Origin of the sequence: Fluviicoccus sp. (assembly GCF_030646115.1) — a bacterium.
Classification (GTDB): Bacteria; Pseudomonadota; Gammaproteobacteria; order Pseudomonadales; family Moraxellaceae; genus Fluviicoccus.
In genome coordinates, this window is the sequence record NZ_JAUSMX010000027.1 from 1 (window position 1) to 24,115 (window position 24,115).

The following is a 24,115-nucleotide window of genomic DNA, read 5'->3' on the forward strand; positions in this document are numbered from 1 at the left end:
GGCCAACAGACGGTCGGCAAATTGGAGGAGTTCAGGATCGGGCTTGGCCCGTTTGGTACTTTTTGCAGCGGTCATAATGACTCCAGGGGAGCGGCAGTGTGATGCCAAATGACCGTTTACACAAAGCTAATTACACCCTCCGCAGTGCCGTTAATCAGGATAAACGTAGGGGCGCTCTGCGTGCGCCCTCTCTGACGAACAGGTTTTTTTGCCGAAAATCATGGCTTTTTTGGCGACGAAGGGCGCATGCGATGCGCCCCTACAATAGAGATTTCGCTCCGAACCTCAATTTCCCAGTAGCGTATTTCTACACGTTAGCCTTGGCAACTGCTTGGAAATTTTTCACGCCAAACCACATATTCCTTGCCAAGATTTTTCTCGGCCTCTTCAATCAACCGATTGATATGAAGAAAGCCGGTAATTGATCCCGCCTCCGTCAACTCCTGAAAAGATAGCTCATCCTCGTATAGATCAATAAAGAGGACTGCCAGAGCCGCTTGGACTGAAGATAGGCTGTAAAAAGGGTCATCTATGGCCTCTAAAGAGCATTGCTCAAACATGCCGCTGCTTGCGTTGAAGTAGGTCAGGACAATCCCGCATTCCCAAAGAGGGACAATGTTTCGCTCAATTATGGGGGATGAGAGACAATGCTCCGGAGGCCGACAACGGAAGCCAAGAAGACTATCTGGGTCGAAACTTTCTAAGTGTTTTACCAAGCTTTCTGCGAATCCAAGCCCTTTCAGCATTTCCTGATCTCTGGATGGCTAACGAGGCGTGGAAAAGCCCCTTGTTCCTTGTTGATCTCCGGCATTTCAGCCCACGAGCTATACGCCACCATCCCCTGATTTTGACTTGCCTCATGGCCCTCTACAAGCCCGTTGATTCAAGCCCGCGCTTGCTGCCCGTCATCCTGTGTTTTTCCGAAAATGAAGGCTTGTTCTGAGACGAAGGGCGCATGCAATGCGTCCCCACACAAGAAATATCGCTACGTCACCACCTGTTCCTCAGCTAGTTGCAGCGCGCCAATGCGCTGTCGGTATCACAGGGAACAACCTCTTCAAGCTTGTGCAGGTCTGACTTAACTTCCCCGCCGCAGAACAGCTGTGTTTCACGGCCTTTCCCACTTACATTGCCCACGATGACACCGTGGGAATTTGGGGGCTTCTCATGTTCTTCGTAGTAGTCAAAAACAGAGTATCTGAACTTGCCGATGGAAAATGACACTTCTGTGCGGTCGGTTTGAAACCGAGAGTAGTGAGCGAAATGGAATTGCTGAGGTGAGTTGGTCGGTGAGGATGGAAACTCAAGCTCTACTTTTCCGGGAGGCCCGAAGCGATAAGTCACACTCCCTTTTCCTTTTGACAATTGCTTCGATGCGCACAGAGACACAACCTTTGATGACTTGGCAATGCTGCATGAAAAGACCGCTTGCTCTTGAGCCGTGCAGTGATTTTCGCTGGCAAGTGCACCTGTTGAGATGATGGCTAAGAGGATTGCATAGTGGCGCATGGAGGGTTGCTCTACATTAAATTCAACACCAAATTTGGTGGCCGATTTTTTCAAATGGGGGAAATCGTGCTCCGTCCTGAATTTCCCACTGCTGCGTGCGCCCTCTCTGACGAACAGGGTGTTTTTGCCGAAAATCATGGCTTTTTCGGCGATGAAGGGCGCATGTAAATGCGGCCCCTACGCAGGAAATGTCGCTAGGTCCCCTATTTCTAACCCCGGCCATGACTTCATGAGATGTGGCTAGGACAAATGTATGACGTCATTCCAATGCCCTCTAACGAAGACGCTAATCCAACCGTCGTTTTCGGAATCATCGTCAACCGCCACACCGAATTTGAGACTAACCACAAACCCATGGATCAATTTTGCATAAGGATCTCTAGTTTGGAGATAGCTGGCCAGCGCGTGCCTCGAAATCTTTGCACCTTCAAGTACAACCGTCTCCGGTCGTGCAGTAATTTCCACGACTCCCTGGGTTCCGAACCTAACCACCATGGCTTCGTATTGAAACTCTAATTCTCCCGACCTGTTCTGTTGGCGACGAATCGGTTCACCAAAACTGAGTACAACGTCATCTTGGCTTTCTCCAAGCCGCACCTCGCAGAATGACTCATAAGGTAAGAGATTCATGATGGAGCCTAGCGAGATTATGATGTTTGGATTTAGGTTGTCTAACAAGGTTAGGCAGGTGCTCGGTTAGGAAGTTGAAGAACTTGCATCTTCTTCTTGGGACAGTAGAGCATCACCAATGCGTAACACGCGACTGTGCATTCGATGAAAGTATGCCTGATAAACAGTTAAGACTGACAGCAGCAGGCCTTCGCCAGCCTCGGAGTTATTCGGTAGCTGACGCCCAAGTTCCGTGATGTGCTTTGTTGAACCAGATATTGCACCAGCATCGATGAGCGCGAGAGTGTGCTCGAGCCAGAGCCCATGCAATTTGGTGGTGGCCTTTAGGACAGGCGGAGACAAAAAATCTATGCGGACACGATGAGCAAAAAGGTTACGAATTTCTTTAATGACACGAAGCGCAGCTGCATCGTGCGGTGTGAGTAGGCCGACAAGTACACCTAGTTGAATTCGGGCGCCGAATGATCCCGCTGGCGCGCGGCCATCGCCGTTCAGACCTAGGAATTCCTGAGCTTCCTTTTCTTTGTCTGCCAGACGTAGCGTGATGAGTTCAGCAAGCGCCACATCCAATACTGCTGCAGTAACGATGGCAAGCTCACGCGAAGGGAGCTCTCTGTACTCGGCATAAATCTGACTCTCTCCAGGAAATACCTCTGATAGCCAGCGTTCAATTTTCCATGCCATAGGTTGCTCCCAAAGCTAACTTTATTATCAACACCAAATCCGGTGTCCGAATTTTTCAACGGCCGTGTAACCGCCTGATTTCTATAAATCCAAAGCTATCAGGAAAAGAAAAGTCCGACAATGTAACCCCTCGAATTAACCAAGCCGACCCTATCAGGGCAAGCTGGCGGGGGCGCTGATCCTGGAACTGTCCAACGACATCATCCTGCTGGCGTTCCAGACCGCCGGGGAAGCGCGGGAAAGCCGGCTCCCCGTGCCCGAACTGGCGCACGCGGCGATCAAGGCGCTCATTGAACACCTGACCGATGATCCCTGGCGCGCCCGCATCCTCTTCACCGACCTGACGGAAAGTCCCGCCGCCCGCGCCGCCCGGCGCGCCGCCATCCAGGGGCTGGAAACGGCGTTGTCGCAGTACGGACACCTGCATTACGAGGCGAATCAGGAAACGGACCCCATCGCGGCGGTGACGTCGTCATTGCTGGTCGGGGGCACCATCGAGGTGATCCTGAACTGGTTGGACGGGACGATTCCGATGGGGTGGGAACAGTTGATTGCGGATGTGGCGGCGATGTGGCTGGCGAACGGGGATGCGACGGCGGCGCGGGCGAAGGCGCGGCGGGGGGGTTAACACGCCCCCTCATTCCATCTTTTCGGGATGTCTGTAGGGGCGCACTGCGTGCGCCCTGTCTGACGAACAGGGATTTTTCACCGAAAATAATGGCCTGTTTGGCGACGAAGGGCGCATGCGATGCGCCCCTACACAAGGAAATTTCGCTTCACTGGAAATGTCGCTCCGTCCCTGATTTCCGAAAATCCCAGCCTGTTTGGCGACGAAGGGCGCATGCAATGCGCCCCTACGCAGGGAATATCGCTACGTCCCGTATTTCGTTAGCCAGCAACATCTAGTGGTTTATCATCGACTTTTGTCCCACGCACATCACATTTAACGAAGCGGACGCCTTCTAGATTACATCCACTAAAGCGACATGCCCGAAGAAGAACATGGTTAAAGGTTGACTGAGAGAAATTGCACTCTCTAAACTTTGCACGCAGTCCACCAAACTGCCATGTAAGGCCTCGAAAAGTAGACTCACGAAAGTCGCAATTCACAAACTCAGCGTCATTGAAGTGAGAAATCAGCGTACTACCAATAAATTCGCACTCTATCCATGTTGTTTTCGCCATTAGCACGCGATCGAACTTACAACCAAGAAATTTGCAGTTCCTCATGGTTGACCCTGTGAGATTTCTTTCTAGGGTCACCCCCTCCATAACTAGGCCGCAGATCTCCTGATCAATTCTATCTTCAGCCAGTTCTGGCGGATGGCTCATTGCTACACCCTCTATTCTTGCTACTTTGGCTTTATATTCGACACCAAATTCAATGCCTGCATTATCCGTAGTCGATGTAACCGCCTGATTTCAATCAACCCCAAAGCTATCAGCAAAAGAAAAGTCAGACAATTCACCCCCTCTCAAACCAAAAAAAAGGCGGCCCCAAAAGCCGCCCTCTCTTCGCCCAAACAACAACGTCGGACTCAAGTCCGACCCACAACATACCGCAGAATCAAGGCAACCGCTCAATCACCGTCGCCGTCGCCATCCCCTGCGCAATACACATCGTCTGCAACCCGTACCGCACACCCCGCCGCTCCATCTCCGCCAGCAGCTTCCCCATCAAAATCGCCCCCGTCGCCCCCAGCGGATGCCCGTGCGCAATCGCCCCGCCGTTCACATTCACCTTCTCATCCGGAATGCCCAGCTCCTTCATCCAGATCAACGGCACCGGCGCAAACGCCTCATTGATCTCGAACAGATCAATATCCGCCAGCTTCAGCCCGGCGCGCTGCACCGCCTGCAAGGTCGCAGGAATCACCTCCATCAGCGCCAGCGTCGGATCGCCCGCCGCACAGGCACGAGCCAGAATGCGGGCGCGCGGCCGGAAGCCGTCACGTTCCGCCGTCGCCCGATCGGCAATCAGCAACACCCCCGCCCCGTCCGCAATCTGCGACGCATTGGCGGCAGAAATCTTGCCGACACCGGGACGGAACGGACGCGGCAGCGTCGCCATCTTCGCCGGGTCCACCGACTCGCGGATGCCTTCATCAACGTCAATTGTCACCGGCTGCCCGGCCGCATCCAGCCCCGTCAAGGGCGCAATCTGCGAACGGAAATACCCCGCCTGCTGCGCCGCCCAGGCGCGACGGTGCGACTGCACCGCAAAACGGTCCAGATCGTCCTGCGTGATGCCGTGAATGTCACACAACCGTTCCGCCGATTCGCCCTGATGGATGATCTCGACCTTCAGCTTCAAATCCGGATTGACGTTGTCCGGTGTACCGATATCGGAAAACATCGGCACCCGGCCCATCGACTCCACACCACCGGCCATGACGTAATCGGCATCCCCGGCCAGCACCTTCAGCGCCGCCAGATGCACCGCTTCCTGCGAGGAACCGCAGGCGCGGATGACGGTGAAGGCGTCGGTGGTGTCCGGCAGGTTGGAGAGCAGGCCCGCCAGCCGCGACACGTTGTTGCCCTGCTCGCCCCGTGCGGTGACGCAGCCGGTAATCAGCGATTCGACCTTGGCCGGATCAATGCCGGTCTTCGCCAGCAGCGCGTTGATGACATGAGCGTACAAGTTGACTGGGTGCCAGCCGCGCAGGTTGCCTTTTTCGGCATGGCCGCGACCAATGGGCGCGCGCAGCGCCTCGACAATGACAGCGTCTCTCATAGGATTCTTCCTAACTGGGGTCGGGGTGGAGGACATCAGAACAATTCCACGGCCATCAGCGCCGCCATCCCGGCATCGATGCCGTCGAGATGGGTCTTGGTGCGCGGCAATATCTTGCGGAAATAGAAGCGCGCCGTGTGCAGCTTGGCCTGATAGAATTTTTCTTCAGGGGTGCCGATCACCAGCGCCTTTTGCGCCACGCCGGCCATCATCGCCCAGACATAGGCCAGCATCACATAGCCGGAGAAATACAGGTAATCCACCGCCGCCGCCCCCACTTCGTCCGGGTTACCCAGCGCGCTGAGGCCGATACGCCGGGTCACCGCTTCCCACTCCTGGCACAGCGCGGCCAGCGGCGTCACGAATTCCTGCATGGCGGGGTTGTCCGACTGCTCGCGGCAGAAGGTATGGATGGCGTCCGTGACCAGCTTCAATTGCTGACCCTGGTTGGCCAGCACCTTGCGGCCCAGCAGGTCCAGCGCCTGGATTTCGGTGGTGCCTTCATAGAGCGTGGCGACACGGGCATCGCGCACCATCTGCTCCATGCCCCATTCGCGGATGAAGCCGTGGCCGCCGTAAATCTGGATGCCGTGCTTGGCGGCTTCCAGTCCCAGTTCGGTCAGCACCGCCTTGGCGATGGGCGTCATCAGGCCCAGCAGCGCGTCCGATTCACGGCGCGATTCTTCATCGGTGGAGCCGATGATGCGGTCTTCATGACTGGCCAGCCAGTACACCAGCGCCCGCCCGCCTTCGGTAAAGGCTTTCTGCGTCAGCAGCATGTTGCGCACGGCGGGATGCACGATGATGGCGTCGGCGGCCTGCTCCGGCATTTTCGGCCCGGACAACGCGCGCATGGCCAGACGGTCACGCGCATAGGCCAGCGAGCCCTGATAGGCCGCCTCCATGCCCGCCACCCCTTGCAGCGCCACGCCCAGCCGCGCCGAGTTCATGAAGATGAACATGTAGTTCAACCCCTTGTTTGGCTGGCCGATCAGGAAACCCTTTGCACCGTCGAAATTCATCACGCAGGTGGCGGAGCCCTTCAGGCCCATCTTGTGTTCCAGCGAACCGCAGCTGACAGTGTTGCGTGCGCCGAGGGAACCGTCGGCGTTGACCAGGAATTTGGGGACGATGAACAGCGAGATGCCCTTGGTGCCTTTGGGCGCATCCGGCAGGCGGGCCAGCACGATGTGGACGATGTTGTCGGTGAAATCGTGTTCGCCGCCGCTGATGAAAATCTTGGTGCCGCTGATGGCATAGGAACCGTCGGCCCGGGCTTCGGCACGGGTGCGCACCAGCCCCAGGTCGGAACCGGCATGGGATTCAGTGAGGCACATGGTGGCCGTCCATTCCCCCGTCACCAGCTTGGGCAGGTAGGTACTGACCTGTTCCGGGCTGCCATGGGCGGCGATGGACTTGATGGCCCCGTGATTAAGGCAGGGGTACATGCCCCAGGCGCGGTTGGCGCCGCCGATCATTTCGTTGCAGGCCATGGCCAGCGAAGGTGGCAGGCCCAGACCGCCGCGACTGACCGGTTCGGCCAGTGAACCCAGGCCCAGCTCCACGTATTTGGCGTAGGCTTCCTTGAAGCCGGTGGGGGTGCGCACCGCGCCGTTGTCGTAGTGACAGCCTTCTTCATCGCCGGAGCGGTTGATGGGCGAGAGTTCGTTTTCGTTGAACTTCGCGGCCAGCGCCAGAATGCTGTCCATGGTTTCGCGGTCGGTTTCCGCGAAAGCGGGAATGGTGCGGTACTGTTTCTGGACTTGCAGCAGTTCGTGCAGCACGAAGTTCATGTCGCGGAGGGGTGCGGTGTACTGGGGCATGATGGCGGTCCGGGGAGGGTTTGCGGCGGGGGGAGTTGCGGGGGAAAATAACTTGAATGTTTATTCGTGTTCAAGTCGCGTTGGGGGGTCAAAGCAACATCCCCGCCCTCATGACCCCGACCCAGCCCGCACGGGCACCGCCACCAGCTTTACCCCCAGCGCCTGACAAACGCGGTTGATCGTATCAAACCGCGGCTGAGCATTGGGCCGCAACGCCTTGTACAGCGCCTCACGCCCAATGCCGGCATCCTTGGCAACCTCTGTCATCCCGCGTGCCCGCGCCACATCCCCAAGCGCCGCCGCCAGCAGGGCCGGATCACCCTCCTCAATCACCAGCGTCAGGTACTCCGCAATCGCCTGCTCGCTGTCCAGATGGGTAGTCACATCGAAAACGGGCAGATCGGCAATTCTGATCTTGTCGGTCATGGCTCAATCCTCCACATTTCTGGACAGCTCAATGGCTTTCTCGATGTCCCGCTGTTGCGTGGACTTGTCGCCGCCGCCCAGCATCACGATCAGCAGGTCACCGCGCTGGATGTAATACATGCGCCAACCGGGGCCGAAAAACTCGCGCATCTCCCACACGCCCTCCCCAACCGGCTTGATGTCACCCAAATTACCCAGTTCGGCTTTACGCAGCCGCAGCGCCAACCGCCGCCGGGTCAGGCCGTCTTTCAGGCCGTCTTTCAGGCCGTCAAGCCATTCTTCAAATTCGGGAAGCAGTGCAACAATCATCTGACTAACTCCATGTCATGGATGAATTGTATTCGATCGAGTACAAGAAGGAAAGCCACTATCCACGCCATGGCTTATTTCACACGTTTAATGGATGACATACGTCCTTATAAGGCCGACCCTCCCCCCTCCGGGGCGGGGTTGCCGCCGGCAGCTCCGGCTTCTATAGTGCCTGAAACAACCGGATAGCAATCATGGGCAAATTTCGTATGGCCGTGGGCATTCTCCTCATCCTGATGAGCCCGCTGCTGTTTTATATCGCGTTGGACGCTGAAAGCCAGGGCCTTAACATGGGCGAACCCAATGGCGCTCGCGGCGCGGCGTTGTTTGACTGGCTGGGGAAATGGGGCCTGCTTGCCGTGATGATCGGCTTTGGCATTGCCGAAATCCTCAACGGCTATAAGCTGCTGAAAAATCCGGAGCAGGACAGGACTCCCTGACGTTTCAAGCCGTAGCAGCAATCCTGCCTGCCCCTGCCCCTACCCCGGTTCATGCGGTCAAAGCGCCGCGCCCAGCGCCGCATTCAGCGCGCGCATCTGGTCGCCCGGGTCCTTTCCGGCCAGGTCGCTGACCGATTGTGTCGCCGCCGTGGGCTTCAGACCGGCTTTCTGCAAACGCTGAATCACCTCATCCGGCGTGGTGTTGGCCACTTGGGCCAGTGTGGTGATGGGTGTACCGGCCAGCGCCCGCACCGGCGCCATGAACGGCTTCTCGCCTTCCTCTTCCTCCAGCGGAATGAAACTCAGGGCCAGCACCACCGCAAACACGCCCACAAGCGCCTGCCCGCGACGCCCCGCCAGATGGCGTTTGAACGCGGTGACATTACTCGCCACATGCAGCCCCACCCCGGCCAGCAGCGCCCAGCTCAGCCATTCATGGGCTTCCTTGTTCAGGCCGCTGTCGAGCTCGAAAAACATCAGCAGGCCGGTAGTGGCCACCAGCAGGAACGCGCCGGCAGTGAGCGGGGTGGCCCATTCACGGGTGATTTTCATGGTCATTCTCCGGTTTCAGGATTTAATGGATCCGTTTCAGCCGATAGCCGGGTATCGGCAACCGGGGTGTAAATAGCGAGGAAGGCGGTGACAGCGCGCTGCACCAGGCCATGGATGTCTTCAGTGGTGACCGTCTGGACGACCTGGAACAAGTATTCCTCAATCAGTTCCGCTTCCAGCAGTGCCCGCAACTGGCGGGCGGCCAGACGCGGGGTCAACAAGCGCAAATCCCCGCGCATGGCGGCGGCCTGCAGGAAATCTTCAATCTTTTTCTGGCTGCGCGAGACTTCGCGTTCATACATCAGCCTGCCAATGCCGGAACGAGCGGCGGAGCCAATGGCCAGCCGCCGGTTGCTTTGGATCTGAGGGGTATAAAGGAAGCCGATGAAGCGTTCACCGAAATCCTGCAAGGCTGCGCGGACATCGGGGGCGGCGGGGTCGAGCGGATCGTGGGCGTGATCAAAGCCGCTGCGGTCGCAGGTGAGAACGTCGAAAAACAGCTCGTCCTTGGAGGCGAAGTAGTTGTAGATCGTGGCCTTGGAACCGCCGACGCGGGCGCAGATTTCCGCCATGGACGCTCCTTCATAGCCGAGTTCGGCGAAAGCCTTGGCGGCGACGTCGAGGATGGCCTGGCGCTTGGCTTCGGTCTTGAGGCGCACGGGTGGGCTCCAAAAATAAACTGTACTGTTCGGTTTACTTTAGCAGGGCATGGCCGAACGTCAATAGCGAACCCGATGGTTTGCTGATCATTGCGCAAGCCGCTGACCTTCCGCTTGCCAACCAAGCAAACCCCTGCCCAGAATCGGCCGGCAAAGCGACGATCATTCACGCCCGGCCCCCGACCCGGCACCCACACGGAAGCAAACACCATGAAATGCCTGATCATCGGCGGCGGTCTCGCCGGCATGGCCTCTGCCGTCTGGCTGGCTGAAAAAGGCCATCAGGTCACCCTGCTGGAAAAACGCGGCAGCCTCGGCGGCCGCACCATCGCCATCCCGCAAACCGCCGTCGATGACATCCCCGACAACGGCCAGCACGTCTTTGCCAGCGGCTACGAATACCTGCTGCGCTTCCTCGACAGCATCGGCACCCGCCAGCATGTCTGCTTCCCCGGTCACATGGGCGTGCGCATGCCCGGCGGCGAATTCCGGCAAACCGCCTTCTGGGGCCTTGGCGGCCTGCGCATTGCCCTGGGCGACCTGCCCTGCGTACACGGCCTCGACAAGTTGCGCACCGCCCGCGCCCAGGCCCGCATGTTTGCGCAAGCCATCCGCCAGCCTGCCGATCTGGACCAGATCACCGCCGAGGAATGGTTCAACCGCGTCGGCCTGCCCGAAGCCGCGCGCAAGGCGATGTGGGACGGCATCGTCGTCGGCCTGACCGGCGACAAGCCCGCCATCTCCTCCGCCAAGGTGCCCGCCGATCTCTTCGCCACCGGCATGCGGCAGGCGGTGCGGATGCGCACGCCGGTGTCCATTGGCTACCCGACGGTGGATCTGGACACGCTGTTCGTGCGCAGCAGCGAACGCACTTTTGTCCGGCTGGGCGTGCAGGTGCGGACCCGCGCGCCGGTACGCCACGTGGATGTGGACAACGGCAAGGTTCGTGGCGTGACGCTGCTGGATGGCGAACAGATCGAGGCCGACTGCGTGATCTGCGCCGTGCAGGTTTGGCGCGTGCGCGGGTTGCTGGATCAGGTGCCGGAACATGCGACGATCTATCGCGCGGTGGAGCAACTGACGGCGGTGCCGATTGTCAGCGTCAACCTGTATCTGGACCGCGACATCGGCATGCAGGACTGGGGCGAGGTGCTGTACGGCGGCGAAGGTGTGCTGGAACAGGTTTGGGACCGGCAGCGCATGCATGGCCGGAAGGCGGACAAGACCTGGTTCTTCTCCACCACCGTTTCGGCGGCGTATGAGCTGATCAAGGGGACGAATCAGGAAATCACCGACCGGCAGATGGCGGTGCTGCGCCGGTATTATCCAGCGGCGCGCGAGGCCAAGGTCATCCACAGCCATATTGTGCGGATGCCGCATTCGACCTTTGCGCAGCGGCCGGGAACCGCCGGGGTGCGGCCTTTGCAGCGGACCTCGGTGAAGGGGCTGGCGCTGGCCGGGGACTGGACGCGGACGGATTGGACGACGACGATGGAAGGGGCCTGCCAGAGTGCGGCGCGGGCGGTGGCGGTGGTGCTGGCGTAGACCTGACGACTATGGATACCCTTCTGCAACGCAGGGGGATATGACGGAAGAGTGCTGCTTCGACCCTGATGTCTTTCAGGGCCTCGCGCCTGCAAGTTAGCCTCAAACCCGTTCTATTTACCAAATTCTCGACGTAAGAACGGACTTATCAAACCATTTCGCTCCCCAAACGTGGCCGTCTGGATCCGTGAAATCTCGGCCATACATGAACGGAAAATCATCAACTGGATTTACGTCAGAGATTCCGCCGTATTTGGCTGCAGCACTATTCATGGCGTCAACCTCTTCCCGGGAACTACACGAGATATTAAGACCGACTTCGCTGGACGCTTTCGGCGCAATTGGTCTCACCGTCAGGGCCTGCCACTTCGCATGGGTAAGCAGCATCACGCTGATGGTTTCGCTGCAGATCATGTGCGCCGAGCCTTCATACTGGAAGTCGGGATTTTCGGTAAATCCAATCCCGGTGTAGAACGCCTTGGACAGCTTCAGGTCCGCAACCGGAAGACTGATCATTATCGTTTTGTTCATCTTCAATCTCCGCGCGAATAGCGAGTTAGCGGCAAATTTGTATCCGACCCGAATCCGGTGTCTGTATTTCCCCAGCATCGCGTCAAAAACCCGCGTTCTCACCCTCAAAGCACCACACCCCAACGCCTCCAGTCCTCTTGATTGAAAGGTTAAGTCGCTGTTTCACTCAGGGCGCTTTCGTAGTGCAGCAGATCTTCGGGTGAAAAGCAGCAGAAGACAACCTCTTGAATGGATGAACTTTGTGTGAGGCTGGCGCGGACAGTGCTGACAGCCACTTTGACAGCGAGTGCAATGGGATACCCATAAATGCCCGTGCTAATGCTGGGGAAAGCCAGGGAGGTGATGCCTCTTTCCGTAGCCAACTCAACCGACCGGCGGTAACAGCTTGCCAGCAAATCTGGCTCACCGTGCGTGCCACCGCGCCAAACCGGGCCAACCGTGTGAATGATGAATTTCGCCGGCAGCTGATAGCCCTTTGTGACTTTGGCCTCACCTGTTTTGCAGCCGCCCAAGAGCCGGCACTCGTGAACCAGCTCAGGACCCGCTGCTCTATGAATGGCCCCGTCAACACCGCCGCCGCCAAGCAAGGACGTATTTGCAGCGTTGACGATTGCCTCGACTTGGAGCTTGGTTATGTCAGATCGAAGTGCACGGAGCGTAGTGGACATGCGTAGTGGCCTAACGAGGCTAAAGAAAAAAGCCCTTGTTCCCTGTTGATCTTCAGCGGCCCAGCCCACAAGCCAAACGCCACCATTCCCGATGATGCCTCGCCTCATGGCCAGCTTCAAGCCCGTGGATACAACCCCGCGCCTGCTGCCCGTCATCCTGACATCAGGAATGTCGCTCCGTCCCGGATTTTTTTGACTTGTTAGGGCTAACTACAATAGCCGGGAAGCCAAGGATTGGCCTGCAGTTGCCCAATATTGCCTTGAGAAAGCAGAAGCCATAACTCAATGGCTTGAGCATGTGATATTTCTTTGAGATGCCAAGGGCCTTCTCCTGTTTCTACATTCTCAAAGGACATCCTACGAGATGACCCATAAGAAAGAGACCATCCTTCAGCATCGTTTAATGAAACATCAGGATGCTCTGGGTCAGAACCAGAGACAGACTCCAATAGCTCCCTCATTATTTTTTCACTCGGAGCATGAATTGATGCCCCCATTCGATCATATGCGAAGTACGACATGATAAACCCTAACTTTCTATCCGACCCCGAATCCGGTTCCAGTAATTTCCCAGAAGGGCGTTAAAACCCGTGCCCCCCTCAAATCACCACCCCCCAACTCCCCCAGCCTACACCACCCCCTCCCCAACCGCCAACTACCGCCCCCCCGCCTTCGCCCGCACATGCTCCAGATACCGGTTCATCCCCCGCATCACCAGATCATAAGGCAGCGCAAACTTGCGCTGAAACCAATAACCCGCCGCGATATCCGGCGAAGTAAACACCATATACTTGCCCTTCTCCACCCCCCGCAAAATCGCACCCGCCGCCGCCTCCGGCGACACCGCATGCTTCTGAAAACGCCCGGTCAGTTGCTTCATCAACGGATCATCCCGATCCACTCCGACAATACGCACCGTCCGCACCAACCCGGTATCCACCGCCCCCGGACACACCAGCGACACCCGGATGCCATGCCGCGCCAGATCATAGCGCAACACCTCCGACACCCCGCGCAGCCCGAATTTCGACGCACTGTACGCCGCATGCCACGGCAGCCCGAACAAGCCCGCCGCCGAGGACACATTCACCACCGCCCCGCCGCGCCCGGCGCGGATCATCGGCGGCACGAAACACTCCATGACCTGGATCGGACCCATCAGGTTGACCTCGACACTGTCGCGCCAGTGGCGGTGTTCCAGATCCTCAATGCGGCCCCAAATGGAAATCCCGGCGATGTTCATCACCACATCAATGCTGCCGAAACGGGCGTGAATCTCGTCCGCCATCGCCTGCACCTCGGCGTAGTCCGCGATGTTGGCGGCGCGCAGGAAATCCACCCGCCCGCCTTCGGTGCGGATGGCTGACGCTGTCTGTTCCAGTTCGTCGGTGCGGAGATCGGTCAGCAACAGCCGCGCGCCCTGCCGTGCAACGGCCACCGCCACCGCCTGACCGATGCCCCCGGCCGCGCCGGTGATGAAACACAGTTTGCCGTTCCAGAAAGTGGTTGAGCCCATGATGGCGTCCTCGGTGGTGGGGGTTGATGCAGCCATGATGCCGTCATCTTCCGTCCGCACACTTACCCGAACGGGACATTTCATGTTCCTCATCGGGACAGCCTCTATCCCCCTCTCGGATTTGTGCGAGGATGGCCCCATCCCGACTTTCCCCCGAAGCGACCATGACCGACACCACCCCGACCGAACCCGGCGACTGGATTTCCGCCCGACACCTGCGCCATGTGCTGGCGCGCGGCGAGGCGCTGGGCGTTGATATGGAACCGGTGCTGGCAGCGGGCGGACTCAGCCGCGCCGATCTGGCCGACGCCGACGCTGCCGTGCCGATGACCGCCGTGGAAGCGATGCTGATCGCCTGGATCAACGCCGACGGCGACCCGCTGCCCGGCCTGCGGCTGGCCGTCAGCGTGCAGCCGCCCACCTTCGGCGCGCTGGGGCTGGTGTTCCAGTCCTGCGCCACGCTGGCCGATGCGCTGCAAACCGTGGTGCGCTTCAACGGCCTGCTCAGCAGCGTGGGGGAAACCCGGCTGGAGTTTGCGCCCGGTGCGGTGCGGGTGCGCTGGCGCAGCGCGGCGGGCGGGGAACAGTTCCGCCGTCAGGCTGCCGAGTATGTGCTGGGGGTGTTTGTCACCGTCGCCCGGCTGCTGCTGGAAGACAGCGACCGCGAGCTGCTGCGCGCCGTCGAATTCCGTCACGCCGCGCCTGCAAATCCAACCTTATTGCGCGAGTACTTTGCGGTCTTTGGCGCACCGGTGCATTTCGACCGCCCGGAGACGGCGCTGGTGCTGCCTGCCGATGCGCTGAAGCGCCAACTGCGCCACGGTGACGCCGTGCTGAAATCATTGCTGGAACAACAGGCCGACACCCTGCTGCGGCGCAGGCCGCAAAGCGGGTCGATCACCACCGCCGTGCGCACGCTGGTGGCAGCGCTGCTACCGGAGGGCCTCCCCGCCAAGGACACCGTGGCGGCTCAACTCGGCCTCAGCGGCAAGACCCTGCAACGGCGGCTGGACGAGGCCGGCACCAGCTTTCAAACCCTGCTGGACGCGGTGCGGCTGGGCGAAGCCCACCGCCTGCTGGCCGACCCAGCCTTCCCCCTCACCGAACTGCCCGACCGGCTGGGTTTCGCCACCTATCCGGCTTTTGTCCGCTGGTTCAAACGGTTGACCGGGCAAACACCCGGTGCCTGCCGCGACACCCTTCCCCCTGCCTCAGGAGACTCACCGCCATGACCGATTACCTGCAACCTGACGCGGGCTGGTTTGAAAGCACCGACCGCCTGCCCGCCCCGACTCCGACCGGGCGCAAACCCTTGTTCCGCGCCTTGTCCGGCGTGGCGCGGCTGATGGGCCGCAGCGAAGTGCCGGATGTAATCGCGCTGCTGGGCCGGCACCCGCGCCTGTTCTGGCCATGGCTGGCCTTCGCCTCACGGATGATGCCCTACGGCACGCTGCCACCAGTCACGCGGGAGAAGCTGATTCTGCGCACGGCGTGGAACTGCCGCAGCCGTTATGAGTGGGGCCAGCATGTGGAGATCGGCCTGCGGGCAGGGGTGACGGATGCGGAGATTGTGGCGGTGGCGCGCGGGCCGGCAGGCTGGGCGGCCGACCGCGATGCGGCGGCGCTGGATGCCTGCGAGGAGTTGTGCCGGGAGAAACGGGTGAGCGCGGCAACGTGGGAACGGTTGCAAGCGCGGTTTTCGGAGGGGCAGTTGGTGGAACTGACGCTGCTGGTGGGGCATTACGAGATGCTGGCGGGCTTCCTGAATTCGGCGGGGCTGGGGCTGGAGCCGGTGATCGAGGCGGAGTTGCAGGGGTTTTACCGGCGGGTGGCGGCTTAGGAAGTAAAACCGCGCCATCCGGAGTGGCGCAGTTCCCGGAACCGCGCCATAATGGCGCCACTTCCCGACCAGAACCGCGCCAGAACGACCCATGCCCGCCACGGATACCTTGCTGGAAAGCATTGCCGAAACCCCGGACGGCATCAGCCTTGCCGGGTTGCTGACCCGTCACCCTGCCGTTGCCCGACGCACCGCGCAGCGGCAGATTGCGCACCTGCTGGAGCACGGCCGGATTTTCGCGCAGGGCGAAGGCCGGGCCCGACGTTATTTCATTACCCGCCCGCCCGCCGGGTTACCGGTCGCTGACGATAGCTTTCCTGCCCATATCCCGCTGTCGGAGGACAGTCGGGATATTTTGCGCTATCTGGACCAGCCCCTGTCCGCGCGCAAGCCGGTTGGATACCAAACGGATTTTCTGGACAGCTATCAACCGGGCATCACATGGTATCTGCCGGAGCCACTGCGCCGCCAACTGCACCGCATGGGAAAAACCGGACCGGCGGAAGCGCCGGCGGGCACCTACAGCCGCGCCATGCTCAACCGCCTGTTGATCGACCTGTCGTGGGCGTCGAGCCATCTGGAGGGTAACACCTATTCACGGCTGGATACCCGCAAGCTGATTGAACTGGGGCAGGCGGCCAGCGGCAAGGCGGCGCTGGAAACGCAGATGATCCTAAACCACAAGACAGCCATCGAACTGCTGGTGGACAACAGCGGCGAGGCCAGGCTCAGCCGTTACCTGTTGATGAACCTGCACAGCGCACTGGCGGAAAACCTGTTGCCCAACCCGGCGGATGAAGGACGCATCCGGCGGCATGCCGTGGACATCGGCGGCAGCGTCTATCGCCCGCTGTCCTTGCCGCAAGCGATCGAAGTCACACTGGAGCGTTTGCTGGACAAGGCAGCCGCCATTCCCGACCCCTTCGAGCTTTCCTTCTTCCTCATGGTGCATCTGCCGTATTTGCAACCGTTTGCCGACATCAACAAACGCACATCACGGCTGGCCGCCAACCTGCCCTTGTTCCGGGCAAACCTTTGTCCGCTGACGTTTCTGGATGTGCCGGAACAGGCCTACAGCCGGGCGATCCTGGGCGTGTATGAACTGACGCGGGTGGAACTGCTGCGGGATTTGTATGTGTGGGCCTACGAGCGGTCGACGCAGGAATATGTGGCGATCCGGCAGGATCTGGCCGAGCCGGATCCCTTGCGTCTGGCCTGGCGGGAGTTGATACGGCAGACGATCCGGGAAGTGGTGCTGCATCCGGATCGGGAGGCGCTGGCGGTTATCCGTGAGGCGGTGTGGGCTGACGTCCCGGCAGCAGAGAGGGAGGCGGTGCAGGCGCTGGCGGTGGAGGAATTGCGGCGCTTGCACGAGGGGGTTCTGGCGCGATACGGGTTGCGGCCGTCGGAGTATCGGGCTTGGTGCGAAAAATGAATGACCGGAGATCGCCATGAGGCAGATTGCACTGAGCCACGGAAAACTGCGCGGCATTCCGCGCCGGATGCGCGCCCTGGAGAAATGGGCGCAGGGCTTCCAGGGCCATGTTCGGCCCCGCTCCGATCAACAGGAGCTGTTCTGCAACTGGAAGATTCCGGTCCACACCGCGCTGGTTCAGGGGCCTCAGACCAATCCGGACATTCAGACCCGCTGTGTCGCCCAGCTGCTGAAGGCCGCGGCCGGTTTGTCGGAGGCCTCGCGCGGCAATACCCACGGGTACTACCGGGTTGCCTGCCTGATTACCTGGCCGTGGCTGCATCAAAGCGAAGTGACCATTTTCTATGACAAGGACTATTACGAGGGCTTGCTGGGCCAATCCAATACCCTGGCGCCACGGCGTCTTTCGGAGCAGCTAGCGCTGACAGTGCCCCCGCATTTCCGGGAGCATGGACACGACGTCACCCAGCCGGACGACAGTGTCCCGGTGGAGTGGTGGTGTATCGGGGAGGAGGCCTAGGCCGGGGAAACGGGGGCGGAGCCTCATGATCCCTTTTGTACGCTGTCATCCTTCGGCGAAACCCCTAGAATCAGGGCCACCCCCCCTGCCGGATGCCCGTGATGATGACCGCTTCGATCCATTTGCAATTGTATGTGCGTTTCGACATTGACGGCATGACACCCGGCCTGTGGCCGTTGCTGGCGGAGTCGCTGGGGCCGTGCGGGCCTTACCTGCTGTCGCCCCCGGAACGGTACTGGAAGATGCCGGATTGTCTGGGCTTCCATATTGGTTTTACGACGGACCCGGAGCTGGTGTGGATACTGGTGCGCGCGCTGGCCCCGGAGGGGTGGCAGGTGTTCGGGGATGAGTTTGATTTGTCGGCGGTGTGGAATCCGGGGGCCGGGGCGGCGTTGGTGCATGCGGATGTGCGGTGGGCGGAGTTGCAGTTGACGCGGCGGGAGGGGGCGTAGTATGAACTTGGGGTGGCCGGGATTTGCGGTGGATGGTTGGGATTTTAACTGTGTACTCGGGAAATACAGGCTCCGGATTCGGGGTCGATATCAGAGTATATGCGCCTATGACTGACCGTGCCACGACACTTATTGCAAATCTTCGGAACGCAGCTGCCATTGTGCGGGCTGGTGGAGATGTGAGTTCTGACTACTTCACAAGGGCTTCCGACTTCGCGTCGGAAATTGATCGGGTGGCAGATCTCATTGAGAGAAGTTCAGATAATCCTTTGGCTTATGTCCGTGCTTACATCGCACGGAAGCGAGCAAAACATACTTGGTGCGCTCCAACTTTTGACCTAGATGACTATTTGGCCGGGACCAGTAGCGCGGTGGAACTCGGTAATGCCATATATGAGTCACTGTGAGGGCGCATCTAACAATTCTATAAGACAGGAACCAGGGGACGGATCATGATTAGCACCATAGTGAACCTGCAGTGGATGGTTGGATTTTCAACCGCTTACATGGGAAATTACAGGCGCCGGATTCGGGGTCGATATCAACGTCGGGCTTCAAAAGCATGCGAAAGGGTCTGTTGCTTTTATTCTTCATGCTGCTAGGTATCGCAGCCGGATTTTTTCTCAAGTCCATAACGGCGGCGCTTCAGCCAAACTACCGTTGGGTCTTAATATTCAATGAAACGGACTGCAAAATTTCGTCCGCCTCAGTTTTGCTCCCCGATCGCAGCGTTGTGGTTCGCTCGGACCAGATCAAAAATAGCATCTATCGCTACAGCAGCGAATCGGACATTAAAATCCCTGTGCTTGTGTCGGAATCCCAAAAATTTCAAATTCGTCTGGATTTCACGAATTGCCCTAATGTTCTGGGCCAGCCGCAAAAGATTACGTCAGGCTCACACATTCAGGCATGGTTCCGTAACAGCGGTTTCACTTATGCAACCAGGTGAAACCTGACAAGTCCATAAGGAACCTCGTTATCGCTGCAAGAACCGGGAAACCCGGAGACAGAGCCTGATCAACCCCACCCGCTCCTCCGCTTACTCCCCCGCTGCCTTGCCGTCCGTCTTCCCGGCAGAACCATCCACCTACAGGGCCGAGTAGCTCTTCCCATTCAGCCGACCTCATACTCAATGACTTCTGCAGAAACGATTAACCCGGTCAATCTATTTGAAGGCCCGTTTTCTCGAAAGTTCAGGAGATCAGTTGAACTATCCCACTTTTCAAAAACATTCACTCTTTCCGCTTCCAGAATATCTGGTGATACGGAGAAGTCCAGACATCCGTGAGCCGCGCGTGCTTTGGCAACGGCTTCCGCTGAAAGGCTCAGGAATTCCTCTCTATCTCCTGAGCGAACTGTGATGAATCCGGCAACTATCACCAAAACAAGTTCTCTGAAATTTCGCGGCCAGACAAGACGCCCAACGTTGGAAATCAGCCTCCCCGGACGGGGTCCGCTGGATTGATTGTTAGGCCTTCCCTGTAGATACAAAGCGGGAAAACCTCGTGCCGTCCTCTGTGCCTAGGATGTTGTCTATAGCCTCAATCTTCTTCAAGGCCGAACCTACGTCGAAGTGGCGGCCTTCGATGATTTCCAATGCCTCGTTGTGCAACGCATACGCCATATGCGCGGCGACTCGAACCTCGATAGGGCTTTTGCACATGCTGCCAAGATGGCCCGACAAGAGAATTCTCATTTGATATAGCGCGTGAGCGAGCAATTTCACTTCGGGATTTTGGTCTGGCATATACGCTCCGAGGAAGGCCTAACGTGGAAATAACCGGCAGCGTGACATTTGCGGATTTTATGCAAAATGTCATGACGTCCGCGTTGATTGATATGTGAGTAGAAGGACTAGCTATATTCGCTGGTGCATATTGGTTGTGTTGCACTTCGAGGTGGAACCTAGGGTGCGGTGGGATCTACTCACTGCGATAGCTCCAATGAGGCGCCACAATGTGCAGAACATCGCCGGACTGCAGTTCTATTTCAAATACGCCTGGAGCTTTCTCTTGAACCGTATTGACGCTTTGGGATGCCCCCCATGGCTCGGCCCTCGGAAAATCTAGCTTCGTGAAGCCTTCAAAAACCAACCACTGACAGCCGCCTCCGACCAAATTGAAACGGATGTCGCAGCGCTCAGATTCCCAGCTTATGTGAATAGCTCCGATAAGGGCATCATGGAGGCGAAGATCGTTGAATCTCATGGAGCACTCTTGCGTGTAGTTTTTCTTTGTTTTTCAGACGTCTAGCTTTGATATCGACACCCAATTCAGTGTCTGCATTTTCCCGACATGGTGTTAAAAACAGTGCATTCAACCTGAAAGCACCATGCCCCAAAGCCCCCAGCTTACGCCGCCCCCACAATTCCGACAACTTCCCCCTTTAATTCGCTTCAAAGGCTCTGTTGCAACGGAAAACTGCGGAACCCCGGAGACAGAGACTGATCAACCCCACCCGCTCCTCCGCTTACTTCCCCACTGCCTTGCTGTCCGTCTTCCCAGTGTGCGGAATGGCCACCAGCGGCGCACCAAACAGCATCAGCACACCATCGGCTGCCCGGGAAACCGGCGAAGCCACCGCCGCCGCGATGACCTCCCCGGCAGAACCATCCACCTCCACCGGAACGTCATAGATCCGGTTCAGGCTATAGGAGGCCTCCTTCTCCACCAACAGGGCCGAGTAGCGCTTGCCATTCAGCCGGACGCGGGCAATGGCCCCGGCCCGACCGCGTTCGTCCTGCTGCGGTTGGTAGCCGGCGGCCAATGCAGCCTCCACCAGACCGGGTGCGGCCTCGGGGCTGACGGTCAGGTAAAGATCCCCTTCGGTGGTTCCGTCATGACGCACCCGGAACACGGCAGGCATGGCCGAGACAAAGGGATGGAAAACGCCGCGGATGGACTGCACCAGCACCGGCGGCGCCTCGAACACGTAATGGAAATCCGGCGACAGGGCCACCAGATAACGCCCGTCCCCGGAAATCAGGACCGAGGCGATCTGCTCGTTGTAGCGTTGCCCCGTGCGACCGGCGGGCGACATGCACCCGGTCAGCACCGCGACAAGCAACGCACCCGCACCTGTCATGATCTGTCGCCTGTTCACCTTGCACTCCTCCGTAAACATACAGGGTCGCCGGCGCTGCTTCATGAACGCCGGTCGGTAAATCTGCCCTCCGCATCAACCACCGGAAACCCGGCAGAATACGGAGTAACGGAGCATATATACGCCGAAACGACCGCCATGCCCAGTTCCCCTTATATCGACACTTTATGCTGTGCCGGCCGGAGGGGCTGAAGTTGCTTGACCAGGACCGGCTTCAGGTGATCACCGCGTCAGCCCCTTGATGCGCCGGTCATAGCCCGCGTGCGCGGCATGATCCAGCTTGCTCAGCAGGCGGCGGTCGTCCAGGAAGCGGCGGCCCGCGTCCACCAGACCCTGCGGCATCAGGCCGTACAATGCATGCGCCTTGTTCAGGTAATCGGGTACCGCCACCATCAGGCGCGGCGCGCGGATGGCGCTGACAATGGCGTTGGCCACGTCCTCCGGCGACACCACCGGCAGCATGCCTTTCGAGGCCTCCGAGGTGCCGGAGGTCAGTTCGGTACTGACCGCGCTAGGCATGATCACGGTGAAGTTCACCCCGGAATCACGGTACTCGCCCGCCACCGCCTCGGTCATGCCGACCACCGCAAACTTGGTGCCGCAGTAGATCGACGCACCGGGAATGGCGAAGCGTCCGGCCAGCGAGGCGATGTTGAGGATATGGCCGCGACCGCGCGTCAGCATGCCGGGCAGCGCGGCGCGCATGCCGTGGATCACGCCCCGGAAATTGATGTCGATCTGCGCGTCGCTCAGCCCCGGCGACTCTTCCAGAAAACCGCCCATCGGCATGATCCCGGCGTTGTTCACCAGCACGTCCAGCGGGCCGAGTGCGGCCTCGGTGGAGGCCAGGAATTCGGCAAAGCTGGCGGGATCGCGCACATCGAGGCGGGCGGCATGCAGGCCGTTTTTCTTCGCCTCCTGTTGCGCCAGTTCCAGATCGACATCACCGATGCTGACGCGCGCGCCGGCAACCGTCAGCGCCTTGGCGGTGGCGAGGCCGATGCCGCGCGCGCCGCCGGTGATGGCGACCACCGCGCCGTTCAGGTTCACGGATTTCGTCATGTGCGTGCTCCGGCCCCGGGGGCCTGTGTTGTTGTTGTGCGGAAAAGGGTCAACCCCACGCGTAATCGCCACTCTCAAACTGTGTCAGCCGCTTCTTGATATTCACCCCGTATTCCGGCCACACGAACTGGTTGCGGCCGCCCTTGTCGAGGTAGTAAGTCTCGCAGACATCGGCGCGGATCGGCATTTTTGCCAGCTTGCCCTCGATGCCCGCGTTGAAGGCGTCCTGCACCGGCCGCCGCACTTCCAGCTGGCGGTGACCGCCCTGCTGCAGCGTCTTCACCGCCTGCGCGATGTAGATGGCCTGATGCTCCGATGTCCACATCACCGAACCCACCAGACTGTGCGAGTTGGGGCCCAGCATCATGAACATGTTGGGGAAACCGTGGATGGCCATGCCTTGGTAGGCGCGCGGGCAGCCCTGCCAGTGTTCGCTGAGGCTGCGGCCGTCGGCGCCCTTGATGATACGGTAGATGGCCGGTTCGGCCACCGCGTAGCCGGTGCCGAAGATGATGGCGTCCACCGGGATTTCCTTTCCGTCATCGCCCACCACGCCGTTCTCGGTGATGTGGTGCAGGCCCTGGAACAGCACGGTGACATTGGGCTGGGCCAGCGCCGGATACCAGTCGTTGGACAGCAGCGGCCGCTTGCAGCCGAAGGTGTGGTCCGGGGTCAGCGCCTTGCGCATCGCCGGGTCCTTGATGCCGAGACGGATGTTCATTTCCCCCAGCCGGTTGCCAAAGCGCTTCACCAGGTTTTCCCGCAGGAACAGCGGCAGCAACGGCTCGAAACCGAGCAGCGCCGATTCGCGCACCAGTTTTTCCAGCATCGGCACGCGCTTGAACAGCTTGCGCACCGGCTCCGGCACCGCGTAGTCCGGCTTCGGCAGCACCCAGGTGGGCGTGCGCTGGAAGCTGTAAATATGGCCGACCTTGGGCTGGATGGCGGGCAGGAACTGGATGGCCGATGCGCCGCAGCCGATCACCGCCACCCGCTTGCCGCGCAGGTCGTAGTCGTGGTTCCACAGCCCGGAATGGAAGACCGCGCCCTTGAAGCTGTCCTGCCCCGGGAAGTGCGGCATCTTTGCCTCGCCGATGTAACCGGCGGCCGGGATGAAGAAACGGGCGCTGTAGTGCTCGCCGCCTGCCGTGGTGATGTGCCAGCGCGCGGAAGCTGCGTCCCAGCGGGCGTCTTCCACCCGCGTGTTCAGGCGGACGTGATCGACGATGCCGAAGTCATGCGCCACCTTTTCCAGATAACGCTGGATTTCCGCCTGCGGCGCATAGGTGCGCGTCCACTCGGGGTTGGGCGCGAAGCCGAGGGAATACATCTCGCTGGGCACATCGCATTGCAGGCCGGGGTAGTCGTTGACCGCCCAGGTGCCGCCGATACGGTTGGCCTGGTCGAGGATGACGGTGTCGGTGACGCCCTGCTCCTTCAGCTTGATGCAGGCGCTGAGCCCCGACGGTCCGGCGCCGATGATCAGGGCCTCCACTTCGCGGACCGGCGTCGGCGCGGGGGTTTCAGCAGCTTTGACGGCGGTCTTGCGGCGGGGCTTGGCGGCTTTCGGGGCGTCGGTCATCGGGGACTCCGGAGAGGCTGGTGGCGGTATTTTTCTGGTACTTCCGTACCATTGATCGGATCATATTGTCATCGGCGGAATGTGATGTCAACATTG

Annotated in this window: 29 protein-coding genes; 9 read left to right on the top strand and 20 right to left on the bottom strand. The window is 59.6% G+C overall.

The annotated features are described in order from the left end of the window. Window positions 1–314 precede the first annotated feature (314 nt). From Q7T36_RS15720 to Q7T36_RS15730, 3 genes are all read right to left on the bottom strand, one after another. Window positions 315–746: a hypothetical protein gene (locus Q7T36_RS15720; RefSeq protein ID WP_304850793.1), complete on the bottom strand. Its 432-nt coding sequence runs from the start codon at window positions 744–746 to the stop codon at window positions 315–317. Window positions 747–1,008: 262 nt separating this feature from the next. Next, window positions 1,009–1,647 (bottom strand): hypothetical protein, encoded by a 639-nt coding sequence (locus Q7T36_RS15725; protein ID WP_304850795.1) that lies wholly within the window; start codon window positions 1,645–1,647, stop codon window positions 1,009–1,011. A gap of 558 nt (window positions 1,648–2,205) precedes the next feature. Then, window positions 2,206–2,823: a hypothetical protein gene (locus tag Q7T36_RS15730; RefSeq protein WP_304850798.1), complete on the bottom strand. Its 618-nt coding sequence runs from the start codon at window positions 2,821–2,823 to the stop codon at window positions 2,206–2,208. A 253-nt stretch (window positions 2,824–3,076) separates the two neighbouring features. Here Q7T36_RS15730 and Q7T36_RS15735 point away from each other — a divergent pair, with 253 nt between their 5' ends. Continuing rightward, a complete protein-coding gene (locus Q7T36_RS15735; protein WP_304850801.1) occupies window positions 3,077–3,451 on the top strand; it encodes a hypothetical protein in 375 nt (124 codons plus the stop codon). 260 nt (window positions 3,452–3,711) lie between these two features. On the opposite strand, the gene Q7T36_RS18025 is transcribed toward Q7T36_RS15735, so the two are convergent. From Q7T36_RS18025 to Q7T36_RS15755, 5 genes are all read right to left on the bottom strand, one after another. Continuing rightward, window positions 3,712–4,155: a pentapeptide repeat-containing protein gene (locus Q7T36_RS18025; RefSeq protein WP_370690141.1), complete on the bottom strand. Its 444-nt coding sequence runs from the start codon at window positions 4,153–4,155 to the stop codon at window positions 3,712–3,714. 235 nt (window positions 4,156–4,390) lie between these two features. Next, complete coding sequence (locus Q7T36_RS15740; RefSeq protein ID WP_304850804.1) at window positions 4,391–5,557, bottom strand: thiolase family protein; 1,167 nt, start codon at window positions 5,555–5,557, stop codon at window positions 4,391–4,393. Window positions 5,558–5,592: 35 nt separating this feature from the next. Then, window positions 5,593–7,380 carry an acyl-CoA dehydrogenase C-terminal domain-containing protein gene (locus tag Q7T36_RS15745; RefSeq protein ID WP_304850807.1) on the bottom strand — a complete coding sequence of 596 codons (1,788 nt, stop codon included), beginning with the start codon at window positions 7,378–7,380 and terminating at the stop codon, window positions 5,593–5,595. Between the two features lie 108 nt (window positions 7,381–7,488). Beyond that, window positions 7,489–7,806, bottom strand: a complete 318-nt coding sequence (locus Q7T36_RS15750) for an addiction module antidote protein (protein ID WP_304850810.1) — start codon at window positions 7,804–7,806, stop codon at window positions 7,489–7,491. 3 nt (window positions 7,807–7,809) lie between these two features. After that, window positions 7,810–8,115 (bottom strand): type II toxin-antitoxin system RelE/ParE family toxin, encoded by a 306-nt coding sequence (locus Q7T36_RS15755; protein WP_304850813.1) that lies wholly within the window; start codon window positions 8,113–8,115, stop codon window positions 7,810–7,812. Between the two features lie 194 nt (window positions 8,116–8,309). Here Q7T36_RS15755 and Q7T36_RS15760 point away from each other — a divergent pair, with 194 nt between their 5' ends. After that, window positions 8,310–8,555 carry a hypothetical protein gene (locus Q7T36_RS15760; RefSeq protein WP_304850816.1) on the top strand — a complete coding sequence of 82 codons (246 nt, stop codon included), beginning with the start codon at window positions 8,310–8,312 and terminating at the stop codon, window positions 8,553–8,555. 57 nt (window positions 8,556–8,612) lie between these two features. On the opposite strand, the gene Q7T36_RS15765 is transcribed toward Q7T36_RS15760, so the two are convergent. Then, window positions 8,613–9,107, bottom strand: a complete 495-nt coding sequence (locus Q7T36_RS15765) for a DUF4405 domain-containing protein (protein ID WP_304850819.1) — start codon at window positions 9,105–9,107, stop codon at window positions 8,613–8,615. 2 nt (window positions 9,108–9,109) lie between these two features. Next, window positions 9,110–9,766: a TetR/AcrR family transcriptional regulator gene (locus Q7T36_RS15770; RefSeq protein ID WP_304850823.1), complete on the bottom strand. Its 657-nt coding sequence runs from the start codon at window positions 9,764–9,766 to the stop codon at window positions 9,110–9,112. 210 nt (window positions 9,767–9,976) lie between these two features. Here Q7T36_RS15770 and Q7T36_RS15775 point away from each other — a divergent pair, with 210 nt between their 5' ends. After that, a complete protein-coding gene (locus Q7T36_RS15775; protein ID WP_304850826.1) occupies window positions 9,977–11,311 on the top strand; it encodes an FAD-dependent oxidoreductase in 1,335 nt (444 codons plus the stop codon). A 117-nt stretch (window positions 11,312–11,428) separates the two neighbouring features. On the opposite strand, the gene Q7T36_RS15780 is transcribed toward Q7T36_RS15775, so the two are convergent. From Q7T36_RS15780 to Q7T36_RS15795, 4 genes are all read right to left on the bottom strand, one after another. After that, window positions 11,429–11,842, bottom strand: a complete 414-nt coding sequence (locus tag Q7T36_RS15780) for a VOC family protein (RefSeq protein ID WP_304850829.1) — start codon at window positions 11,840–11,842, stop codon at window positions 11,429–11,431. 149 nt (window positions 11,843–11,991) lie between these two features. After that, window positions 11,992–12,510, bottom strand: coding sequence for an O-acetyl-ADP-ribose deacetylase (locus Q7T36_RS15785; RefSeq protein WP_304850833.1), 519 nt, complete (start codon window positions 12,508–12,510; stop codon window positions 11,992–11,994). Window positions 12,511–12,716: 206 nt separating this feature from the next. Next, window positions 12,717–13,031, bottom strand: coding sequence for a hypothetical protein (locus tag Q7T36_RS15790; RefSeq protein WP_304850836.1), 315 nt, complete (start codon window positions 13,029–13,031; stop codon window positions 12,717–12,719). Window positions 13,032–13,165: 134 nt separating this feature from the next. After that, the gene (locus tag Q7T36_RS15795) at window positions 13,166–14,110 is read right to left on the bottom strand and encodes an SDR family oxidoreductase (protein WP_304850839.1); all 945 of its coding nucleotides are present in this window, start codon (window positions 14,108–14,110) and stop codon (window positions 13,166–13,168) included. A 47-nt stretch (window positions 14,111–14,157) separates the two neighbouring features. On the opposite strand from Q7T36_RS15795, the gene Q7T36_RS15800 reads away from it, so the two are divergent. The 6 genes from Q7T36_RS15800 to Q7T36_RS15825 all read left to right on the top strand — a co-directional run bounded on the left by Q7T36_RS15800 (window position 14,158) and on the right by Q7T36_RS15825 (window position 19,222). Further along, complete coding sequence (locus tag Q7T36_RS15800; protein ID WP_304850842.1) at window positions 14,158–15,258, top strand: AraC family transcriptional regulator; 1,101 nt, start codon at window positions 14,158–14,160, stop codon at window positions 15,256–15,258. After that, window positions 15,255–15,866, top strand: coding sequence for a carboxymuconolactone decarboxylase family protein (locus tag Q7T36_RS15805; RefSeq protein WP_304850845.1), 612 nt, complete (start codon window positions 15,255–15,257; stop codon window positions 15,864–15,866). Before Q7T36_RS15800 ends, Q7T36_RS15805 begins: the two co-directional genes overlap by 4 nt. Window positions 15,867–15,957: 91 nt before the next feature. Further along, on the top strand, window positions 15,958–17,301 hold the full coding sequence (locus Q7T36_RS15810; protein WP_304850848.1) for a Fic family protein: 1,344 nt from the start codon (window positions 15,958–15,960) through the stop codon (window positions 17,299–17,301). A gap of 16 nt (window positions 17,302–17,317) precedes the next feature. Continuing rightward, complete coding sequence (locus Q7T36_RS15815; RefSeq protein WP_304850851.1) at window positions 17,318–17,821, top strand: DUF3916 domain-containing protein; 504 nt, start codon at window positions 17,318–17,320, stop codon at window positions 17,819–17,821. Between the two features lie 101 nt (window positions 17,822–17,922). Then, on the top strand, window positions 17,923–18,273 hold the full coding sequence (locus Q7T36_RS15820; RefSeq protein WP_304850854.1) for a hypothetical protein: 351 nt from the start codon (window positions 17,923–17,925) through the stop codon (window positions 18,271–18,273). Window positions 18,274–18,835: 562 nt separating this feature from the next. Continuing rightward, a complete protein-coding gene (locus tag Q7T36_RS15825; RefSeq protein WP_304850857.1) occupies window positions 18,836–19,222 on the top strand; it encodes a hypothetical protein in 387 nt (128 codons plus the stop codon). Window positions 19,223–19,386: 164 nt separating this feature from the next. On the opposite strand, the gene Q7T36_RS15830 is transcribed toward Q7T36_RS15825, so the two are convergent. The 6 genes from Q7T36_RS15830 to Q7T36_RS15855 all read right to left on the bottom strand — a co-directional run bounded on the left by Q7T36_RS15830 (window position 19,387) and on the right by Q7T36_RS15855 (window position 24,019). Then, window positions 19,387–19,653, bottom strand: a complete 267-nt coding sequence (locus Q7T36_RS15830; protein ID WP_304851628.1) for a putative quinol monooxygenase — start codon at window positions 19,651–19,653, stop codon at window positions 19,387–19,389. An 88-nt stretch (window positions 19,654–19,741) separates the two neighbouring features. Continuing rightward, window positions 19,742–20,020 carry a hypothetical protein gene (locus Q7T36_RS15835; protein WP_304850860.1) on the bottom strand — a complete coding sequence of 93 codons (279 nt, stop codon included), beginning with the start codon at window positions 20,018–20,020 and terminating at the stop codon, window positions 19,742–19,744. A 175-nt stretch (window positions 20,021–20,195) separates the two neighbouring features. Then, window positions 20,196–20,480 (bottom strand): hypothetical protein, encoded by a 285-nt coding sequence (locus Q7T36_RS15840; protein ID WP_304850864.1) that lies wholly within the window; start codon window positions 20,478–20,480, stop codon window positions 20,196–20,198. 262 nt (window positions 20,481–20,742) lie between these two features. Then, the gene (locus Q7T36_RS15845) at window positions 20,743–21,375 is read right to left on the bottom strand and encodes a hypothetical protein (RefSeq protein WP_304850867.1); all 633 of its coding nucleotides are present in this window, start codon (window positions 21,373–21,375) and stop codon (window positions 20,743–20,745) included. A 222-nt stretch (window positions 21,376–21,597) separates the two neighbouring features. Continuing rightward, entirely contained in the window at window positions 21,598–22,437 is an 840-nt protein-coding gene (locus Q7T36_RS15850; protein WP_304850870.1) for an SDR family oxidoreductase, read from the bottom strand. A gap of 49 nt (window positions 22,438–22,486) precedes the next feature. Next, on the bottom strand, window positions 22,487–24,019 hold the full coding sequence (locus Q7T36_RS15855; RefSeq protein ID WP_304850873.1) for an NAD(P)/FAD-dependent oxidoreductase: 1,533 nt from the start codon (window positions 24,017–24,019) through the stop codon (window positions 22,487–22,489). Window positions 24,020–24,115 lie beyond the last annotated feature (96 nt).

Excerpts from the sequence above, each read along its gene's own strand:
- Q7T36_RS15720 (WP_304850793.1), bottom strand. The coding sequence starts at position 746 with ATGCTGAAAGGGCTTGGATTCGCAGAAAGCTTGGTAAAACACTTAGAA.
- Q7T36_RS15725 (WP_304850795.1), bottom strand. The coding sequence starts at position 1,647 with ATGATTTTCGGCAAAAACACCCTGTTCGTCAGAGAGGGCGCACGCAGC.
- Q7T36_RS15730 (WP_304850798.1), bottom strand. The coding sequence starts at position 2,823 with ATGGCATGGAAAATTGAACGCTGGCTATCAGAGGTATTTCCTGGAGAG.
- Q7T36_RS18025 (WP_370690141.1), bottom strand. The coding sequence starts at position 4,155 with ATGAGCCATCCGCCAGAACTGGCTGAAGATAGAATTGATCAGGAGATC.
- Q7T36_RS15740 (WP_304850804.1), bottom strand. The coding sequence starts at position 5,557 with ATGAGAGACGCTGTCATTGTCGAGGCGCTGCGCGCGCCCATTGGTCGC.
- Q7T36_RS15745 (WP_304850807.1), bottom strand. The coding sequence starts at position 7,380 with ATGCCCCAGTACACCGCACCCCTCCGCGACATGAACTTCGTGCTGCAC.
- Q7T36_RS15750 (WP_304850810.1), bottom strand. The coding sequence starts at position 7,806 with ATGACCGACAAGATCAGAATTGCCGATCTGCCCGTTTTCGATGTGACT.
- Q7T36_RS15755 (WP_304850813.1), bottom strand. The coding sequence starts at position 8,115 with ATGATTGTTGCACTGCTTCCCGAATTTGAAGAATGGCTTGACGGCCTG.
- Q7T36_RS15760 (WP_304850816.1), top strand. The coding sequence starts at position 8,310 with ATGGGCAAATTTCGTATGGCCGTGGGCATTCTCCTCATCCTGATGAGC.
- Q7T36_RS15765 (WP_304850819.1), bottom strand. The coding sequence starts at position 9,107 with ATGAAAATCACCCGTGAATGGGCCACCCCGCTCACTGCCGGCGCGTTC.
- Q7T36_RS15775 (WP_304850826.1), top strand. The coding sequence starts at position 9,977 with ATGAAATGCCTGATCATCGGCGGCGGTCTCGCCGGCATGGCCTCTGCC.
- Q7T36_RS15780 (WP_304850829.1), bottom strand. The coding sequence starts at position 11,842 with ATGAACAAAACGATAATGATCAGTCTTCCGGTTGCGGACCTGAAGCTG.
- Q7T36_RS15785 (WP_304850833.1), bottom strand. The coding sequence starts at position 12,510 with ATGTCCACTACGCTCCGTGCACTTCGATCTGACATAACCAAGCTCCAA.
- Q7T36_RS15790 (WP_304850836.1), bottom strand. The coding sequence starts at position 13,031 with ATGTCGTACTTCGCATATGATCGAATGGGGGCATCAATTCATGCTCCG.
- Q7T36_RS15795 (WP_304850839.1), bottom strand. The coding sequence starts at position 14,110 with ATGAAATGTCCCGTTCGGGTAAGTGTGCGGACGGAAGATGACGGCATC.
- Q7T36_RS15800 (WP_304850842.1), top strand. The coding sequence starts at position 14,158 with ATGGCCCCATCCCGACTTTCCCCCGAAGCGACCATGACCGACACCACC.
- Q7T36_RS15805 (WP_304850845.1), top strand. The coding sequence starts at position 15,255 with ATGACCGATTACCTGCAACCTGACGCGGGCTGGTTTGAAAGCACCGAC.
- Q7T36_RS15810 (WP_304850848.1), top strand. The coding sequence starts at position 15,958 with ATGCCCGCCACGGATACCTTGCTGGAAAGCATTGCCGAAACCCCGGAC.
- Q7T36_RS15815 (WP_304850851.1), top strand. The coding sequence starts at position 17,318 with ATGAGGCAGATTGCACTGAGCCACGGAAAACTGCGCGGCATTCCGCGC.
- Q7T36_RS15820 (WP_304850854.1), top strand. The coding sequence starts at position 17,923 with ATGATGACCGCTTCGATCCATTTGCAATTGTATGTGCGTTTCGACATT.
- Q7T36_RS15825 (WP_304850857.1), top strand. The coding sequence starts at position 18,836 with ATGCGAAAGGGTCTGTTGCTTTTATTCTTCATGCTGCTAGGTATCGCA.
- Q7T36_RS15835 (WP_304850860.1), bottom strand. The coding sequence starts at position 20,020 with ATGCCAGACCAAAATCCCGAAGTGAAATTGCTCGCTCACGCGCTATAT.
- Q7T36_RS15840 (WP_304850864.1), bottom strand. The coding sequence starts at position 20,480 with ATGAGATTCAACGATCTTCGCCTCCATGATGCCCTTATCGGAGCTATT.
- Q7T36_RS15850 (WP_304850870.1), bottom strand. The coding sequence starts at position 22,437 with ATGACGAAATCCGTGAACCTGAACGGCGCGGTGGTCGCCATCACCGGC.
- Q7T36_RS15855 (WP_304850873.1), bottom strand. The coding sequence starts at position 24,019 with ATGACCGACGCCCCGAAAGCCGCCAAGCCCCGCCGCAAGACCGCCGTC.